Source organism: Nocardiopsis metallicus (genome assembly GCF_014201115.1).
In the GTDB taxonomy this organism is placed as follows: Bacteria; Actinomycetota; Actinomycetes; order Streptosporangiales; family Streptosporangiaceae; genus Nocardiopsis; species Nocardiopsis metallicus.
The window spans coordinates 1,178,552-1,195,874 of sequence record NZ_JACHDO010000001.1; the positions used below are offsets into that span (position 1 = coordinate 1,178,552).

The 17,323-nt window shown below is 70.1% G+C and carries 17 protein-coding genes; 9 read left to right on the forward strand and 8 right to left on the reverse strand.

The features are described from left to right. The first annotated feature begins 7 nt into the window (after positions 1 to 7). Positions 8 to 325 carry an L-rhamnose mutarotase gene (locus HNR07_RS04930; RefSeq protein WP_184362488.1) on the forward strand — a complete coding sequence of 106 codons (318 nt, stop codon included), beginning with the start codon at positions 8 to 10 and terminating at the stop codon, positions 323 to 325. A 255-nt stretch (positions 326 to 580) separates the two neighbouring features. Here the strand turns inward: HNR07_RS04930 and yjfF are convergent, their stop codons facing one another. The 6 genes from yjfF to HNR07_RS04955 all read right to left on the reverse strand — a co-directional run bounded on the left by yjfF (position 581) and on the right by HNR07_RS04955 (position 5,953). Then, on the reverse strand, positions 581 to 1,573 hold the full coding sequence (gene yjfF, locus HNR07_RS04935; protein WP_184362491.1) for a galactofuranose ABC transporter, permease protein YjfF: 993 nt from the start codon (positions 1,571 to 1,573) through the stop codon (positions 581 to 583). Further along, positions 1,570 to 2,577, reverse strand: a complete 1,008-nt coding sequence (locus HNR07_RS04940; RefSeq protein WP_184362494.1) for an ABC transporter permease — start codon at positions 2,575 to 2,577, stop codon at positions 1,570 to 1,572. The genes yjfF and HNR07_RS04940 overlap by 4 nt, the downstream gene beginning before the upstream one ends. Next, positions 2,574 to 3,485: an ATP-binding cassette domain-containing protein gene (locus tag HNR07_RS04945; protein WP_312893598.1), complete on the reverse strand. Its 912-nt coding sequence runs from the start codon at positions 3,483 to 3,485 to the stop codon at positions 2,574 to 2,576. Before HNR07_RS04945 ends, HNR07_RS04940 begins: the two co-directional genes overlap by 4 nt. Positions 3,486 to 3,553: 68 nt before the next feature. Beyond that, a complete protein-coding gene (locus tag HNR07_RS34255) occupies positions 3,554 to 4,408 on the reverse strand; it encodes an IS3 family transposase (protein WP_312893595.1) in 855 nt (284 codons plus the stop codon). Beyond that, the gene (locus HNR07_RS34260; protein WP_221318717.1) at positions 4,405 to 4,725 is read right to left on the reverse strand and encodes a helix-turn-helix domain-containing protein; all 321 of its coding nucleotides are present in this window, start codon (positions 4,723 to 4,725) and stop codon (positions 4,405 to 4,407) included. Before HNR07_RS34260 ends, HNR07_RS34255 begins: the two co-directional genes overlap by 4 nt. 268 nt (positions 4,726 to 4,993) lie before the next feature. Continuing rightward, positions 4,994 to 5,953: an ABC transporter substrate-binding protein gene (locus HNR07_RS04955; protein ID WP_184362496.1), complete on the reverse strand. Its 960-nt coding sequence runs from the start codon at positions 5,951 to 5,953 to the stop codon at positions 4,994 to 4,996. Between the two features lie 332 nt (positions 5,954 to 6,285). On the opposite strand from HNR07_RS04955, the gene HNR07_RS04960 reads away from it, so the two are divergent. The 7 genes from HNR07_RS04960 to HNR07_RS34680 all read left to right on the forward strand — a co-directional run bounded on the left by HNR07_RS04960 (position 6,286) and on the right by HNR07_RS34680 (position 14,595). Next, positions 6,286 to 7,329, forward strand: coding sequence for a LacI family DNA-binding transcriptional regulator (locus HNR07_RS04960; RefSeq protein ID WP_312893599.1), 1,044 nt, complete (start codon positions 6,286 to 6,288; stop codon positions 7,327 to 7,329). A 75-nt stretch (positions 7,330 to 7,404) separates the two neighbouring features. Beyond that, a complete protein-coding gene (locus HNR07_RS04965) occupies positions 7,405 to 8,514 on the forward strand; it encodes a LacI family DNA-binding transcriptional regulator (protein WP_312893600.1) in 1,110 nt (369 codons plus the stop codon). 190 nt (positions 8,515 to 8,704) lie between these two features. Next, on the forward strand, positions 8,705 to 9,625 hold the full coding sequence (locus HNR07_RS04970; protein WP_184362499.1) for a carbohydrate ABC transporter permease: 921 nt from the start codon (positions 8,705 to 8,707) through the stop codon (positions 9,623 to 9,625). Between the two features lie 3 nt (positions 9,626 to 9,628). Continuing rightward, the gene (locus HNR07_RS04975) at positions 9,629 to 10,582 is read left to right on the forward strand and encodes a carbohydrate ABC transporter permease (RefSeq protein ID WP_184362501.1); all 954 of its coding nucleotides are present in this window, start codon (positions 9,629 to 9,631) and stop codon (positions 10,580 to 10,582) included. A 62-nt stretch (positions 10,583 to 10,644) separates the two neighbouring features. Beyond that, the gene (locus tag HNR07_RS04980; protein WP_184362503.1) at positions 10,645 to 12,006 is read left to right on the forward strand and encodes an ABC transporter substrate-binding protein; all 1,362 of its coding nucleotides are present in this window, start codon (positions 10,645 to 10,647) and stop codon (positions 12,004 to 12,006) included. A gap of 92 nt (positions 12,007 to 12,098) precedes the next feature. After that, positions 12,099 to 14,168, forward strand: coding sequence for a beta-galactosidase (locus HNR07_RS04985; protein ID WP_184362505.1), 2,070 nt, complete (start codon positions 12,099 to 12,101; stop codon positions 14,166 to 14,168). A 259-nt stretch (positions 14,169 to 14,427) separates the two neighbouring features. Further along, entirely contained in the window at positions 14,428 to 14,595 is a 168-nt protein-coding gene (locus HNR07_RS34680) for a hypothetical protein (RefSeq protein WP_246420102.1), read from the forward strand. A 39-nt stretch (positions 14,596 to 14,634) separates the two neighbouring features. Here HNR07_RS34680 and HNR07_RS04995 read toward each other — a convergent pair whose 3' ends face one another. Both HNR07_RS04995 and HNR07_RS05000 read right to left on the reverse strand, forming a co-directional pair. Further along, entirely contained in the window at positions 14,635 to 15,699 is a 1,065-nt protein-coding gene (locus HNR07_RS04995; protein ID WP_184362507.1) for an IS110 family RNA-guided transposase, read from the reverse strand. A 439-nt stretch (positions 15,700 to 16,138) separates the two neighbouring features. After that, complete coding sequence (locus HNR07_RS05000) at positions 16,139 to 16,984, reverse strand: SDR family oxidoreductase (protein WP_184362509.1); 846 nt, start codon at positions 16,982 to 16,984, stop codon at positions 16,139 to 16,141. An 85-nt stretch (positions 16,985 to 17,069) separates the two neighbouring features. On the opposite strand from HNR07_RS05000, the gene HNR07_RS34685 reads away from it, so the two are divergent. Further along, on the forward strand, positions 17,070 to 17,318 hold the full coding sequence (locus tag HNR07_RS34685; protein ID WP_246420105.1) for a MerR family transcriptional regulator: 249 nt from the start codon (positions 17,070 to 17,072) through the stop codon (positions 17,316 to 17,318). Positions 17,319 to 17,323: the final 5 nt, after the last annotated feature.

Sequence of the window (17,323 nt, forward strand, 5' to 3'; positions counted from 1 at the left end):
GTAAGGCATGCGACGCGTCTGCTTCGTACTCAAGGTGCGCGAGGACCGGCTGGAGGAGTACAGACAGCGCCACGCCGAGGTCTGGCCGCAGATGCGCCGAGCGCTGTCGGAGAGCGGGTGGCACAACTACTCGCTGTTCTGCGACGAGCGCGGCACGGTGGTCGGCTACCTGGAGACCGAGGACTTCGACGCCGCCCGTGAGGCCATGGCCGGAACCGAGGTGAACGCCCGGTGGCAGGCCGAGATGGCGCCGTTCTTCGAGGGCCTGGACGGTCGCCCCGACGAGGGGATGGTCCCGCTGACGGAGATCTTCCACCTGCCCTGATATGTAGGGTTTTGTCAAGAGGCAAGTCCTGACGTCCCGCTCGGGCGGCCCTTCGTTCGTGGCCGCCCGAGCGGGACGCCGCCTTTTCTGCGGCCGCTGACATCCCGGTACTGCGAAGTCCGGTCGTCGTGGTGCGGACGCTCCTTCACCAGCGTTCCGGTCTGACCCGACCGAGGCCGCATGGACGCACGGGTCGGCCCCGTCCGCGGGACACGGGGTCCAGTGGACGGGGCCACGCGTTTGAGCCGGGCCGGGTCATTCGGTCCGGCGCACGATCAGGCGCTGGAACATGATGAAGGCCAACAGCAGCACCCCGATGACGATCCGGGTCCACCAGGAGCTGAGGGAACCCTCGAAGGAGATCAGCGTCTGCACAGTGCCGAGCACCAGCACGCCCAGCACCGAGCCGGCCACGTAGCCGACCCCGCCGGTCAGCAGGGTCCCGCCGATCACCACCGCGGCGATCACGTCCAGCTCCATGCCGACCCCGTGCAGCCCGTACCCGGAGAGCATGTACAGGCTGAACAACAGCCCGCCCAGGGCCGAGCAGAACCCGCTCACCGCGTACACGCCCACCCGGACCCGGCCGGTGGGCAGGCCCATCAGACGGGCCGAGGAAGCGCTGCCGCCCACCGCGTACACGGTGCGGCCGAACCGGGTCAGGTGCAGGACGTACACGGCGGCCAGCACCACGGCCAGGGCGATCAGGACGCTGTAGGTCAGGGTCACCCCGTCCGTGAGGGTGATGGTCCCGGTGGCCATCGTCCGGAAGAGGGGATCGGTGATGGAGATCGACTCCACGCTGATCAGCAGGCACAGCCCCCGGGCCAGGAACATCCCGGCCAGGGTGACGATGAAGGGCTGTACGTCGAAGACGTGGATCACCAGCCCCATGAGCAGGCCCAGCGTGGTACCGGTGACCAGGACTGCCAGCACCGACATCAGCGGCGGCCAGCCCGCCTGCAGGGTGGCGGCGGCGATCATCGTGGACAGCGCCGCCACCGCGCCCACCGACAGGTCGATGCCGCCGGTCAGGATCACGAAGGTCATCCCCACCGCGAGCACGATGAGGAACGCGTTGTCCACGAACAGGTTGGTGAAGATCTGCGCGGAGGCGAACCCGTCATAGCGCACCGCCCCGGTGCCGAAGGTCAGCACGAACACCGCGAACGTGGCGATGACCGGCAGGAACCGCTGGGGCAGGCGTTCGACGCGGTTCCGCGCCCGGGTCACGTCCAGGACTCTCATGCCGCGGTCACCTCCTTGGAACGGGACGGGGCGGACCCGGCGGGCCGCCTGGGACCGAACAGCCGGGCGGAGCGGGGGGACTGCAGCAGGCACACGGCGATCACCACGAGCGCCTTGAACACCAGGATCGCGTTGGGCGCGATCCCGACGTTGTACACGGTGGTGGTCAGGGTCTGGATCACCAGGGCGCCCACCAGTGTGCCGGTGAGCGAATAGCGCCCGCCGGCCAGCGACGTACCGCCGATGACCACGGCCAGGATCGCGTCCATCTCGATCCACAGTCCCGCGTTGTTGGCGTCGGCGGCGCTGACGTTGGAGCTGATCATCAGACCGGCCACCCCGGCGCACAGCCCGGCGAACACGTACACGGTCCACACGATGGTGCGTGAGCCCACCCCGGCGAGCCGGCCGGCCCGCGGGTTGGTCCCCACGGCCTCCACCAGCATGCCCAGGGCGGTACCGCGGGTCAGGGCGCCCACCAGCAGCAGCACGCCCAGGCTGATCAGGATCGCGATCGGCAGCACCAGGAAACCCGCTCCGATCTGCCGGTAGAGCGGATCGTTGACCGTGATGATCTGACCCTCGGTGATCAGCATGGCGCCGCCGCGACCGGCGGTCATCAGCACCAGGGTCGCGATGATCGGCTGGATACCCAGGACCGAGACGAGGAACCCGTTCCACAGGCCCAGGAGAACGCACACGGCCAGTGCCAGGACCATGGCGGTGAACGCGTGCCCGCCCCCGGCGATCCAGGTACAGGCGACGGCCCCGGAGATCGCGGCGACCGCGCCCACCGACAGGTCGATACCGCGGGTGGCGATCACCAGGGTCATGCCCACCGCGATGAGCAGGGTGGGCGCGCCGTTGCGCAGGATGTCGACGACCCCGCCGTACAGGCGCCCGTCCTGCAGGCGCAGTTCCAGGAACGCCGGGTTGACCACGGCGTTGAGCACGATCAGCAGCACCAGGGCGGCGACCGGCCAGAAGAGGTGGTGTCGGATCACGGGGACACCGCCGTCGGCTCGTGCCCGGCGATGGCCGCCATCACCTCGTCCACGGTGACCCCGTCACCGTCGAGTTCGGTCACCTTGCGGCGGTCGCGCAGCACCACCACGCGGTCGCAGACCCGGACCACCTCCTCCAGCTCCGCGGAGACGAACAGCACCGCCATACCGTCGGCGGCCAGGTCGGTCACGACCTTCTGGATCTGTGCCTTGGCGCCGACGTCGATACCGCGTGTGGGCTCGTCCAGGATGAGTAACCGGGGCCGGGTGACCAGCCAGCGCGCCAGCAGGACCTTCTGCTGGTTCCCGCCGGACAGGTTCCCCATGACGGCGTTCGGGTCGGCCGGACGGATGTCGAGCCGTTCGATGTACTCCTCCACCAGCGCGTCGGCGGTGCGCCGGGGTACCGGGCGCATCCACCCCCGGGCGGCCTGCAGGGCCAGGACCAGGTTGTCGCGCACGGTCAGGTCGGCGATGACCCCCTCCGCCTTGCGGTCCTCCGAGCACAGGGCCACCCCGCGCGCGATCATCGGGCGCGGGCCGCGGGGGCGGACCCGGCGGCCGTCGACGCTGAGCGTCCCGCTGTCCGCCCGGTCGGCGCCGAACAGCAGCCGCGCCGTCTCGGTGCGCCCCGAACCGAGCAGCCCGGCCAGGCCCACCACCTCACCGGCGTGGATCTCCAGGTCGAAGGGGGCGATGGCGCCCGTGCGGCCCAGCCCGCGGGCGGTCAGCACCGGTGCGGTGCCGGGGGAGCGCTCCTCGGAGCGGCGCTCCACCTCCTCCAGGGTGCCCAGTTCCCGGCCGAGCATCGCCGAGACCAGTTCGAGGCGGTCGGTCTCCTGCGGAAGGTACTCACCGACCAGGGCGCCGTTGCGCAGGACGGTCATCCGGTCGGCGATCTCGTACACCTGGTCCAGGAAGTGGGAGACGAACAGGATTGAACTGGTCCCCGATAGTTGGACCGGCTAACTAAAGGTTAGGCCGCCAGGGCCTGAGCTCGGTACTGCACCGGGCTCAGGCCCTCAAGATAGCTATGGACGCGTTCGTGGTTGAACCAGGCGATGTACTCATCCAGCCCTGCGGTGAACTCCTCGACGGTCTCGAACTCGGAGTGGGTGAAGAACTCCTCCTTCAGGTGACCGAAGAAACTCTCGATCACCGCGTTGTCCAGACAGTTGCCCTTGCGCGACATCGACTGAAGACCGTCGACCCCGGCGAGCAGCCGCCGCCAGGACACGTGCTGATACTGAAACCCCTGGTCGGAGTGGACCAGCGGGCTCTGACCAGGGGGCAGGGTCTTCAACGCCTCCCGCAAGGAGGTGTTGGTCAACTCCAGGTTCGGTGACAGAGCGGCCGTGTAGGAGATGATCTGCCGGTCGAACAGGTCCATGACCGGTGACAGGTAGACCTTGTGGCCCGCGACGGCGAACTCGCTCACGTCGGTCACCCATTTCTGGTTCGGCCCCTGCGCGGTGAAGTCACGCTCCAGCAGGTTCGGCGCCACCTGGCCCGCCTGGCCCCGGTAGGAGCCGTAGGGCTTCTTGCGGCGCACCCGGCAGACCAGGCCCAGCTGGTTCATGAGCTTGAGTACGGTCTTCTTCGCTACCCGCCACCCCTTCTTGAGGAGCTGGTCATGGATCCGGCGGTGCCCGTAGCGGCCCTTGTTCTTGTCGAAGAGCTGCCTGATCTGGGCCTTGAGCGCTGCGTGGGGATCCGGGGTTTGGAGTCGGGCCTGGTGGTAGAAGAACGTGGAGCGGGCCAGCCCAGCAACCCGCAGCAGCACGTCCAATCGGTGTTCGGCCTTGAGGGCGACCACAGCGTGAACCCTCACTCTGGTGGATGTTCCCTCAAGGCCCGCACTTTTCCCAGGTAGGCGTTCTGGGCACGCAGGAGCTCGTTCTCACGGCGTAGTCGTTCCAGCTCTGAGGCTGGCTCTTGTGGTGCGCTCTTGGGCGGGCGTCCTCGCTGCTTGGGGCGTAGCCCTTCTGAGCCCTGGGTGCGGTAGGTGCGCACCCACGATTCCAGCAGCTTGGGTGAGGACAGTTCCAGTTCCTTGGCCAGCTCGGTCTTGGGCTCGCCCGCCAGGAGGCGGCGCACCGCCTCGACCTTGAACTCGAAGGAGTAGGACTTCTTCGCTTGTTTGGTCACCAGCGCTCCCGGGCCGTGGATCCGCCACCGTCGGTACAGGCTTCGGACCGCCCATCGCGAGACCCCCAGAGAGGCCGCTACCGCGTGATCGGCTCTGCCTTGCTCGAACAACGCTATCGCTTGGTGGCGTTGGTCCTGGGTGAGTGAGCTGTTCGCTCTCATGGGACTGCTCCCTGGTCGATGGAACTGGATTTCCAGTCCAACTTCCAGGGAGCAGTTCAGCGGTGGGTGCGGGTCAGGGGCGCGCCGGGGCTCCGAGGAGGGGGTCCTAGTACTGGCGGTCCGGGAGAGCGGCCTCGGCCTCCTCCTGGGTGAAGGTGGTCTCCTCCACCTCGATCCGCTTGGGGACCTCCTCGCCGGCCGCGACCTGCTCCACGAGTTCCATGAGCTGCTCGCCCAGCAGCGGGTTGCACTCGACGATGAAGTTGATGTCGCCCTCGGCCAGGGCCTCCATCCCGGCTCGGACGGCGTCCACCGTGATGATCCGGATGTCCTCGCCGGGCTCCAGACCGGCGGCGCGGATCGCCTCGATGGCGCCGAGCCCCATGTCGTCGTTGTGCGCGTAGACGACGTCGATGTCGTCGTGGGAGCGCAGGAAGGCCTCCATGACCTCCTTGCCGCCCGAACGGGTGAAGTCACCGGTCTGGGTGGCGATGACCTCGATGTCGGGGTGGTCGGCGATGACCTCCGCGAACCCCTCCTGCCGGTCGATGGCGGGCGCGGCACCGGTGGTGCCCTGGAGTTCCACCACGTTGGTCTGGCCCTCGGCGTTGTCGACCAGCCACTCGCCCGCCTTGCGGCCCTCCTCGACGAAGTCGGAGCCGAGGAAGGCCTCGTAGAGGGTGTCGTCGTCGGAGTCGATGGCCCGGTCGGTGAGGACGACCGGGATGTCGGCGCGCTGGGCCTCCAGCAGGACGGCGTCCCAGCCGGTCTCCACGACCGGGCTGAACGCGATGACGTCGACGTTCTGCTGGATGAAGGAGGGGATGGCCCGGATCTGGTTCTCCTGTTTCTGCTGGGCGTCGGAGAACTGGAGGTCGATCCCGGCGTCCTCGGCCGCCTGCTGGATCGACTCGGTGTTGGCGGTACGCCAGCCGCTTTCGGCACCGACCTGGGAGAAGCCCAGCGTGATGGTCCCGTCGTCGGCCGCGGGCGAGCCGCCCGACCCGCAGGCCGTGACTGCCAGCAGGGCGAGTGCCGCCGCGGAGGCGGTGATGCACTTCTTCATCGGGGGTCCTCCAAGTCAGTGCGACCCGAGGGGTGGGGGTGATCCGGGTCACTTTGCCAATATAGTGAGCGCTAACATTTCCCGCGTCAATCCCGTTAACCGGATATTTCAGGGTTCTTGTCGACCATCGGAGAGTGCAGTATGTTAACGCCAACTATGTTTCCGAAAGAGTTGCTCGGTGTCTGTGTGCGGGCCCCTGGGGAGCTGTCAGGGCGAGCCGCGCGGGAGCCTGCGCCCAGGTGAAACCGCCAGATGTCCGACGAACCGATCACATAGCCTGGTAGTGCTCACAAAGGCGGTGAGCGGTAGCCCCGGCAGCCAAGGAGTCATGGGTGGAGCGCACTTCCCAGTCCGTCCGAGTGAACCGCGAACCGGCGATGACGGACGTAGCCCGGCTCGCGGGCGTCTCCCACCAGACGGTCTCCCGGGTGCTGAGCGGACACCCCAACGTCCGCGAGCGGACCCGCCTGCGGGTACGCGCCGCCATCGAGCAACTGGGATACCGGCCCAACCGGGCGGCCCGCACCCTGGCCACCGGAAAATCCCAGCTCCTCGGCGTGGTGGCGCAGAACTCCACTCTGTTCGGCCCCTCCTCGCTGCTGGCCGCCTTCGAACAGGCCGCCGCCGCCCGGGGTTTCGTGGTCAGCGTGCGCCGCGTCGAGGTGCTCGACCCCGTCGCCATCGCCGCGGCCGTGGAACACCACCGCGAACAGCGCGCCGCCGGGATCGTGGTGATAGCGCCGACCGCCGCCGCCGACGAGGCCCTGGCCCAGCTGCCCACCGACATGCCCCTGGTGACGATCGACGGCGACCCCACGCGCCAGCACGGTCTGGTGACGGTGGACCAGGAGGCCGGAGCCTACGAAGCCACCCGATGCCTCCTGGAAGCGGGGCACGAGACCGTCTGGCACGTGGCGGGCCCCGCCGACTGGTTCGACGCCGCGGGACGGCTGCGGGGCTGGAAGCTGGCCCTGGAGGACCGCGACGCCGAGGTCCCGCCGGTCAGCCCGGCGGACTGGAGCGCCGCCTCGGGCTACCGTGCGGGCCTGATGCTCGCCCGGATGCCGGAGGTAACGGCCGTCTTCGCCGCCAACGACCATCTGGCGCTGGGGATCCTGCGGGCGATGCACGAACGCGGCCGCCCGGTCCCCGGTGACGTGAGCGTGGTGGGCTTCGACGACGTGCCCGAGGCCGCCTACTTCATCCCTCCGCTGACCACGGTGCGGCCCGACTTCGACAAGGTGGCCGCTGAGACGCTGAGCGTGCTCCTGGCCTCCATCGTCGGAGAGGAAGAGGACCAGCACGGCTACTCCACCCGGCGGGTGATCGTTCCGACCCTGGTCGAACGCGACAGCGTGGCCCCGCCGCCCGAGTGACCGACGGGGGCCCGCCCGCCGCGCGTCCTCGGATCGGCTCCGGCTCCGGGCGCCGCAGCGGCCGCATGCCCCCGTGTGACTACACTGTGCGCCGTCGGGCACAACGGCGGCGATGTCCGCCACGGATACGGGGGCGTGCGGATGTCCGAGGGAGCGGAGACCGCGGCGGGAGCGCGCGGGCGCGGTGCCCGGGTCTCCATGGCCGATGTGGCCAGGCGTGCCGGGGTCTCCTCGCAAACCGTCTCCCGGGTCTCCAACGGCAGCCCCAGCGTGGTTCCCAGGACCCGTGAGCGCGTCCTGGCGGCCATGCGCGAGCTCGGCTACCGGCCCAACAGTGCCGCCCGCGCCCTCAAACGCGGTGAGTTCCGCACGCTCGGGGTCATCGTCTTCACCCTGTCCACCACCGGCAACGTACGCACCCTTGAGGCGATCGCCACCTCGGCCGCCCAGGAGGGGTACGCGATCACCCTCATCCCGGTGGCCGTGCCGAGCCAGGACGAGGTACTGGGCGCCTTCACCCGGCTGGGCGAGCTGGCCGTGGACGCGGTGATCGTGATCATGGAGGTCCACCTGCTGGACGCCGCCGACTTCCGGCTGCCGCCCGGGCTGCAGGTGGTCGTCGCCGACTCCGAGGTGGACGACCGGTACGGCGTGGTCGACACCGACCAGATCAGCGGGTCCCGGGACGCCGTAGAGCACCTGCTCGGCCTCGGCCACCGCACGGTGCACCACCTCGCCGGCCCCGCGGAGTCCTTCTTCGCCGAACGCCGCGCCCGCTCCTGGCGCCAGACCCTCCAGGAACGGGGCCGCCCGGTTCCCGCGCCGGTCAACGGCGACTGGTCGGCTGAGAGCGGCTACCGGGCGGGGCGGGCGCTGGCCGCCGATCCCGAGTGCACGGCGGTGTTCGCGGCCAACGACCAGATGGCCCTGGGTCTGCTGCGCGCCCTGCACGAGCAGGGCCGCTCGGTTCCCGGGGACGTGAGCGTGGTGGGTTTCGACGACATCGCGGAGGCGGGTTCGTTCCTGCCGCCGCTGACCACCATCCGCCAGGACTTCGCGGAGGTCGGCCGCCTGCTCGTCGCCAAGGCGCTGCGGAGGCTGCGCGGCGAGGCCGAGGATCCCGGGGCCACACTCGTGCCCACGGAACTCGTCGTGCGGGCCAGTACGGCGCCGCCCCGGGGGTGAGCCCCGCGGGTCCCGCGGGACGGGCCCCGAGGTCGCGATTGACCCGTTCACCCCCTTGACCGTTCGGCAACACGGGTGCAACACTCCCGGCACCGCAATGTTTGCGTAAACATCACTCGGTGTCCACCCCCTCGCCCCTGGTCCCAGGGGCGTCACCACGGTCGACACGGACTGCTCGACGAGGGATCCGATGACGTCAACGACCACCGCCGAACGCACCCCGCACCGGCCGCCGAGGCCCGGTCGCCCCCGGCACCGCTGGACCGGATGGGGCTTCCTCGCCCCGTTCATGGCCGTCTTCGCGCTGGTCTTCGTGGCGCCGATCCTCTACTCGCTCCACCTGAGCGTGTACCGCGACCAGCTGGTCGGCGGAAACTCCTTCGTGGGCCTGGCCAACTACCGGAGCGCCCTCACCGACCCGGTGTTCTGGGAATCGGTGACCCGGGTGACGCTCTTCCTCGCCGTCCAGGTCCCCGTCATGCTGTTCCTGGCCCTGCTGCTGGCTCTGGCCCTGGACAGCGGCCGCCTCTACGGGCGCGACTTCTTCCGGATCTCGATCTTCATGCCCTACGCCGTGCCCGCGGTCGTGGCCACCCTGATGTGGGGCTTCATGTACGGCAGCCGGTTCGGGCTGGTCGGCAACGTCAACGACATCCTGGGCGTGACCCTGCCCGACCCGCTCTCGCCGGGGCTGATCCTGGCCTCCATCGGCAACATCGTCACCTGGCAGTTCGTCGGCTACAACATGCTCATCCTCTACTCGGCTCTGCGCACGGTGCCGCACAACCTGTACGAGGCGGCCGAGGTCGACGGCGCGGGCCAGCTGCGGGTGATCACCGCCATCAAGCTCCCCGCCCTGCGCGGGGCCCTGGTGATCGCCGCGATCTTCTCGGTCATCGGCAGCTTCCAGCTGTTCAACGAACCCAGCATCCTGCGCAGCCTGGCACCCAACGCCATCTCCAGCGGGTACACGCCCAACCTCTACACCTACTCCCTGGCCTTCTCCGGTCAACAACAGAACTACGCCGCGGCCGTGGCGATCATCATGGGGTTGCTGACCATGGTCATCGCCTACGCCGTGCAGCTGTTCGGCATGCGAAAGGCGGCGTGAACCATGGGCAACCCCACCTTGCCCCCCACCCCGCGGCTCCGCCGCCGCACCGCCCCCAGCCCGCTGCGCCCACCGCGTCCACGGCTCCGGCCGCGCCGCGGCGGCAGCCCGGCCCACCCCCGCCGCAGCGCCGCCCTGACCCTGCTCACCGGACTGGCCCTGCTCTACTCCCTGGTGCCACTGGTCTGGCTGGTCGTCAACGCCACCAAGAGCCAGCAGTCGCTGCTCACCAGTTTCGGGCTGTGGTTCGGCTCCGACTTCGCGCTCTTCGACAACATCGCCGCCACCCTCGCCTACGACGACGGGGTGTTCGTCCGCTGGCTGCTCAACACCGTGCTCTACGTGGTGGCGGGCGCGGGCGGGGCCACCCTGCTGGCGATGCTCGGCGGCTACGCCCTGGCCAAGTTCGAGTTCCCCGGCCGCCGCGCCGTCTTCGCCCTCGTCCTGGGCGCGGCCGCGGTACCCGGCACCGCCCTGGCCGTGCCCACCTTCCTCATGTTCAGCCAGATGGGCCTGACCAACACCCCCTGGGCGGTGATCGTCCCCTCCCTCATCTCGCCCTTCGGCCTGTACCTGATGTGGGTCTTCGCAGCCCAGGCCGTGCCCAGGGAGCTGCTTGAGGCGGCGCGCATCGACGGTTCCGGGGAGATCCGCACCTTCTTCACCGTGGCCCTGCCGCTGCTCGCCCCCGGCACCGCCACGGTCCTGCTCTTCACCATGGTGGCGACCTGGAACAACTACTTCCTGCCGCTGATCATGATCCGCGACCCCGACTGGTTCCCGCTCACCCTCGGCCTCAACGCCTGGAACGCCCAGGCCGCCACCATCGGCGGCGAACCCGTCTTCCACCTGGTCATCACCGGCTCACTGCTCACCGTCATCCCGTTGATCGCCGCGTTCCTACTGCTCCAGCGCTACTGGAGGTCGGGCCTGACCGCCGGAAGCCTCAAGGGCTGAACCGTTCCCGGGCGACGGAACCGTTCGGGCCCGGACCACCACCACGACCGAGGAGACCCCCCATGAGAAGCCAACCGGACGCCCGCCGAACCGTCATGGCCCGGCTCCCCCGAGCCGCCGCCGCGGTCGGCGCCCTGTGCCTGGCGCTGAGCGCCTGCGGCTCGGGTGACGGCACCGCCCCCGACATCGGCGCCGAGGACGTCGGCGCTGCCCTCGAGGAAGGCGGTGAGATCACCGTCTGGGCCTGGGAGCCCACCCTGGACCGGGTCGCCGAGGCGTTCGAGGACGAACACCCCGGCGTCACCGTGAACGTCGAGAACGTCGGTACCGGAGACGAGCAGTACACCGCCCTGCAGAACGCCCTGTCCGCCGGATCGGGGCTGCCGGACGTCGCCCACATCGAGTACTTCGCGCTGGGCCAGTTCACCATCGCCGGGAACCTGGTCGACCTGGCGCCGCTGGGCGCCGCGGAACTGGAGGGTGACTACACCCCCGGCCCGTGGGGCGCGGTCCAGGGCGAGGAGGGCGCGATCCACGGCCTGCCCATGGACTCCGGCCCCATCGCCCTGTTCTACAACCAGGACGTCTTCGACGAACACGACGTGGAGGTGCCCGCTACCTGGGACGAGTACGTGGAGGTCGCCCGGGAACTGCAGGAGGCCGACCCCGACGTCTACGTCGCCGCCGACAACGGCGACGCGGGGGCCACCACCACCTTCGTCTGGCAGGCGGGCGGACAGCCCTACCGGGTCGAGGGGGAGGACGTCACGATCGACTTCACCGACGAGGGCACCGCCCGCTTCACCGACACCTGGCAGCAGCTCATCGACGAGGACCTGCTCCTGCCGGTGACCGCCTGGAGTGACGAGTGGTACCAGGCGCTGGGCGACGGCAGCGTCGCCACCCTGGTCACCGGCGCATGGATGGGACTCAACCTCGAAGCCGGTGTCCCCGACGGCGCCGGCTCCTGGCGGGTCGCCCCGCCGCCCGCGTGGGAGGAGGGGGACACGTCCAGCGCCGAGAGCGGCGGCAGCGCGCTCGCCGTGCCCGTGGGGGCGCAGAACCAGGCGCTGGCCTACGCGTTCATCGAGTACGCCAACGCCGGTGACGGCGTCCGGCACCGGATCGACCAGGGCGCCTTCCCCGCCACCGTCGCGGATCTGGAGTCGCCGGAGTTCCTTGCCGCCGAGTCAGAGTACTTCGGCGGCCAGGCGGTCAACGAGATCTACGCCGAGTCCGCGGCGAACGTGCGCGAGGGGTGGCACTACCTGCCCTACCAGGCACACGCCAACTCGCTGTTCAACGACACCGTCGGCCAGGCCTACGTCTCCGACACCACGCTCGCCGAAGGGCTGGCCGCCTGGCAGGACGTCTCGGTCCGCTACGGCCAGGACCAGGGCTTCACCGTGACCACCGGCGACTGACACCGACCCACTCCACACCGAGCACCCGACCCGGGTGGGGGCGGCCCGGAGCCGTCCCCACCCGTACCCGTGTCCACTCGAAGGGATCCACCATGACCGACGCCGCCTCCCGCGACTGGCTGCGCTGGCCGCACGACCCCGACCGCCCCCGCTTCGCCTACGGCGCCGACTACAACCCCGAGCAGTGGCCGCGCGAGGTGTGGGAGGAGGACCTGCGCCTGATGCGCCGCGCCGGGGTCAACATCGTCACCCTCGGTGTGTTCTCCTGGTCGCGGCTGCAGCCCGGCCCGGACACCTGGGACTTCGGCTGGCTGGACGACATCATGGACCGGCTGCACGAGAACGGCATCGCCGTCGACCTGGCCACCGCCACCGCGTCCCCGCCCGCCTGGCTCACCACCGCCCACCCCGAGGTCCTGCCCCTCACCCGCACCGGCGAGACCGTCGGCCCCGGCGCCCGCCAGCACTGGCGCCCCACCTCGCCCGTGTTCCGCCGGTACGCGCTCGAACTCACCACCGCCCTGGCCGAACACTACGGCGGCCACCCCGCCCTGGCCGCCTGGCACGTCAACAACGAACTGGGCTGCCACAACGTCCACGACTACTCCGACGACGCCGCGGCCGCCTTCCGCACCTGGCTGCGCGGCCGCTACACCACGATCGACGGGCTCAACCACGCCTGGGCCACCGACTTCTGGTCCCAGCGCTACACCGACTGGGAACAGGTCCTACCGCCCCGGCTGGCCGCCTCCCACGCCAACCCCACCCAGCAGCTCGACTTCGCGCGCTTCTCCTCCGACGCCCTGCGCGACCACCTGCGCGCCGAACGCGAGATCCTGCACCGCCTCACCCCCGGCATCCCGGTCACCACCAACTTCATGGTCATGGGCCACACCGCGGACATGAACTACGCCGACTGGGCCCACGAGGTCGACTTCATCGCCAACGACCACTACGTACGCCCCGAACCCGGCGGCGCCGACGAGCTCTCCTTCAGCGCCAACCTCACCGGCGGACTGGCCCGCGGCCGCCCCTGGTACCTGATGGAGCACTCCACCAGCGCCGTCAACTGGCGCAGCGTCAACCCGGCCAAGGCCCCCGGCGAGATGGCCCGCGACTCCCTGCTGCACGTGGCGCACGGCGCCGACGCCGTCTGCTACTTCCAGTGGCGGCAGTCGGCCGGCGGCGCCGAGAAGTACCACTCGGCGATGGTGCCGCACGCCGGAGCCGACAGCCGGGTCTACCGGGACGTGGCCGAACTGGGCCGGGTCCTGAAGGAGGACCTCGCCGAGGTCGCCGGAAGCGGACGGCTGCCCGCCCGCGCCGCCCTGCTCTTCGACTGGGAATCGCGCTGGGCGGTGCGCCGAGACTCCCTGCCCAGCTCGCTGCTGGACGTGCACGACGAGGCCATGAGCTGGTACACCGCCTTCCTCGACGCGGGCGTGCGGGTGGACGTGCTGCCCACCGACGCCGACTGGGAGGGCTACGACCTGGTCGTCACGCCCCTGCTGCACGTGCTGCCCGAGGCGACCGCGCGCCGCCTGACCTCCTACGCCGAGGGCGGGGGTCACCTGGTCACCACCTACTTCTCCGGGATCGTCGACGAGAACGACCACGTCCACCTGGGCGGCTACCCGGGCCCGCTCCGTGAGCTGCTGGGCCTGCGCGTCGAGGAGTTCGCGCCCCTGCCCGAGGGAGTCCGGGTGGCTCTGGACGACGGCTCCACCGGGACCCTGTGGTCGGACCGGATCACCGTCACCGACGCCGGGACCCAGGTCTGGGCCCGCTACGCCGACGGTCCCCTGGCCGGGGGAGCGGCGCTGACCCGCAGGGCCCTGCCGGGCGGCGGCAGCGCGGCCTACGTCTCCACCCGCCTGGACGAGGAGCACCGCACCGCCCTGCTGAACCGGCTGCTGGACGGGGCCGGTGTCGAAAGCGAACTACCCGAGGAGCTGCGCGGCCGGGTCGAACTGACCGTGCGCGCCGGCGAGGGCGTCGAGTACCGCTTCCTGACCAACCGCACCGACGAACCCGTCAAACTCCACCAACTGCCCGGCACCCCGTTGACCGGGGCCGTCGCGGCCGGAGAGGAGGAGCGCGTCCTCGCGCCGCGCGCCGTCACCGCCTGGCGCGTCCCGGTATCCGGCCCGGCGACCCGCTGACCCCACCGGGTGCGGTGCCTCCCCGGCCCCTGAGAGAGGAACCCCTCGGCACAGGGCACCTTCGACCGCCCCGCCGTGCCCCGTTTCGAGGTGTCCACCCTCGGAGCCCCGGGGCGGCCACTGGAGGAGGTCGTCCGTCTGGCTCACGCCGCCGGAGCCCGAGCCCTGGCACTGCGGGTCGGCGCCGGGGAGGCCGCCGACCCCGCGCTCGGCCGCCCCCCGCGCTCAGCCCCGCCGCACCCTGGTCGAGACGCACGGGATGAGCGTGCTCGCCGTCGCCTCCTACTCCCGGGTGGCGGCCGAGGGCGACAACGCCGAGGTGGTGGCCGACCTCGCCGAGCACCTGCGCCTGGCCGAGCTGCCGGGCGCACCGTACCTGCGGGTCTTCCCCGGCGGCCCCGTGGCCCTGACGGAACGGACCCGGTGACGCAGTCCGTCCGCTTCTATCCCCGATGACGCTTCTATGTCAAGTGGCGGGTTGAAGACAGACCTCAGCCCGCCCTCTCACCACTTGATCAGCGACCATCGCCCGATACACCACATCCACCAGATGCCGCTTCAAAGCCCGATACGCACCCTTGGTGCCCTTGGCCCCCTCCCGGGAACGCACGAACTCCCGCGCTGGCTCACCCAGCCGGACCTGGACCACCCCGATCGAGTGCAACGCCCGATTCACCTGCCGGTTCCCACCCCGGTGCAACCGGTGCCGATCCCGCCCCGAGGAAAACACCGGAATCGGCGCGCTCCCCGCCCACCGCGCCATCCTCGCCGAGGTCGCAAACCGCGACACATCCCCCACCTGCGAGAGCAACACCGCAGCCCAGACCACACCCACACCACGAATCCCCAACAGGTTCGGCGCCAACGGCTCCACCAACTCCTTCAGGCGCCGCTCCACCTCGGCCGCACGCACGAACAGGGTGTGGATCTCCTCCAACTGCTCCAGCAGAGCCCACCGCACCATCTCGTCCAACCCGGCCCCCTCCACCAGCGCACGCACCCGCCCCACCTTGGCCCGGGTGGCCAACGCCCCCTGGCCCAGACGGTGGTCCAGCTCGATGTGCACCGCCGCCAGCACCCGGTTGGTCAGGGCCACACGCTGATCGGTCAGGTTCTGGCGCAGGTTCACCAGCACACGCACCTGCCGCACCTGCGGGTCGATCCGGTGACGGGCCAGGCCAGGGTCGGCCAGGGCCGCACGCGCGATGGCCACCGCGTCGATCACGTCGGACTTGGCGCCCACCGGCCCGCCCAGGCGGCGGTGGGCGGCCATAGCACGCGGTGGCACCCACACCACCTCCTGGCCCGCCCCCAGCAGAGCGTCGGCCAGGGCCCGGCCCAGGCCGGGGCCGCCCTCGATGGCCCACAGCACCGGGCTGTTTGCGGCCAGGGCACGGATCCAGGCCAAGAGCTGGCCCAGGGCCTGGGGGCCCGTGTTGACCTTCTTGGCCCTGCCCAGGCGGGTGCCGTCCTGGGCCAGCGCGACGGCCTGGTGCATGTCCTTGTGCGGATCGATACCCACTGTCACCATGGTGGTGTCCTGCTTCCTCTTGGTCAGGAACGGGACGACTACCAGGGCCCTGGCCCGGGGGACAGATCTACTGTGAGTTATCGGCTGCACAGGCTTCTATGAGGTCACTCCCGCGGCCAGGGCCTTGGCCTGCGAGCGCTGGTGGACAGGTCATCGATAGGTCCACGCGGGACAGATCTTGCTGGAGTCACCCCAGCGCCGCTGCCGGGCGGCTCCCGTCGAAACCCTCCCGACACCCACCATGGTGAACCAGTAGATCTTGCTACCAGGGGCGAGTTCGGCGCCGAACTTGCCCCTGGTAGCAAGATCATCTTTGAGGAGGGGGCGGAACCCAGGCCGACCCGAACAGGGCGGCGTCTGCCTCGTCGGCCGCCGCGGAGCATCGTGCGGGCACGCGGGGCCGGAGGGCCGCGCTGGTCGGGTCCGGCCCCGGTCGCGGTTACTCGGACGGGACGAGGTCGTCGCGCACCACCGATAGCGCGACCTCGCGCCCCGCGTCGTGTTCCTCCAACCGTGCCACCAGGGATCGACGTACGTGGTGGTAGGTGTCAGAACCGAGAGGCAGTCTCAGTGGCACCTCACCGCTGTCGATGAGGTCGATCATCGCACCGGTGATCTTCTCGGGAGAGTTGACCAAGACGAACGAACCATCGGCGAGGGAACGCCGGACGTCCCCGGCGGGCCCGTCGTCGTACTCCGGCATGACGGGTCCGGACGCCAGCGCGCCGCCGAATCCGGTGGGAGTCGCCCCGGGCTGGAGGATGGTCAGACCGATGCCGAAGGGCGCGATCTCCTGGGCGACGGTCTCGCAGAACCCCTCGATGCCCCACTTGGAGGCGTGGTAGTACGAGAAATTCGGGTAGGTCGTCTGTCCCCCCGCGGTGGACACCTGGAGGATCCGGCCGTGCCCTTGCGCTCGCAGATGCGGCAGGACCGCGCGCACCACGTGGATCGACCCGAGCAGGTTGGTGTCGACCACCGCGCGGATCTGCTCGTCGGTTGCCTCTTCCACAGCTGAGAAGACGCCGAACCCGGCGTTGTTGACGACGACGTCGATACTGCCCAGGTCCGCGAAGGCACGGTCGACGACCCTCTGCACCTCTCCGGTGTCGGTCACGTCCATCCGCGCCACCCAGAGCCGGTCGCCGTGCTCGGCGCGCAGCCCGTCAAGAGCCTCCGGAGTGCGGAGCGTCGCCGCCACGCGGTCTCCCCGGTCGAGGAGCTGTTCGGTGAGCAGGCGACCGAATCCTGAGGACGTACCTGTGATGAACCATGTTCTGGTCATGGGGCTGCCTTCCGTCGTTGGCTGTGGCCGACAGTAGGAGTTCGAGTCGACTCGAGGTCAAGACTCCGCTTCGTATACTCGGGCCATGAGCGCCACATCTGAGAAGTCGATGGCCATCGGTGAGGTGAGCGAACGGACCGGACTGTCCGCTCACACGTTGCGCTTCTACGAACAGCAGGGCCTCCTGGTCGAGTCGGTCCGGCGGGACTCGGCGGGACGGCGGACCTTCAGCGAACAGGAGGTCGGTTGGCTGCGAGTGTGCGCTCGGTTGCGTGACTCGGACATGCCCCTGCCCGACATCCGCCGGTACGCGGAACTGGTCCGGCAGGGCTAGGAGAC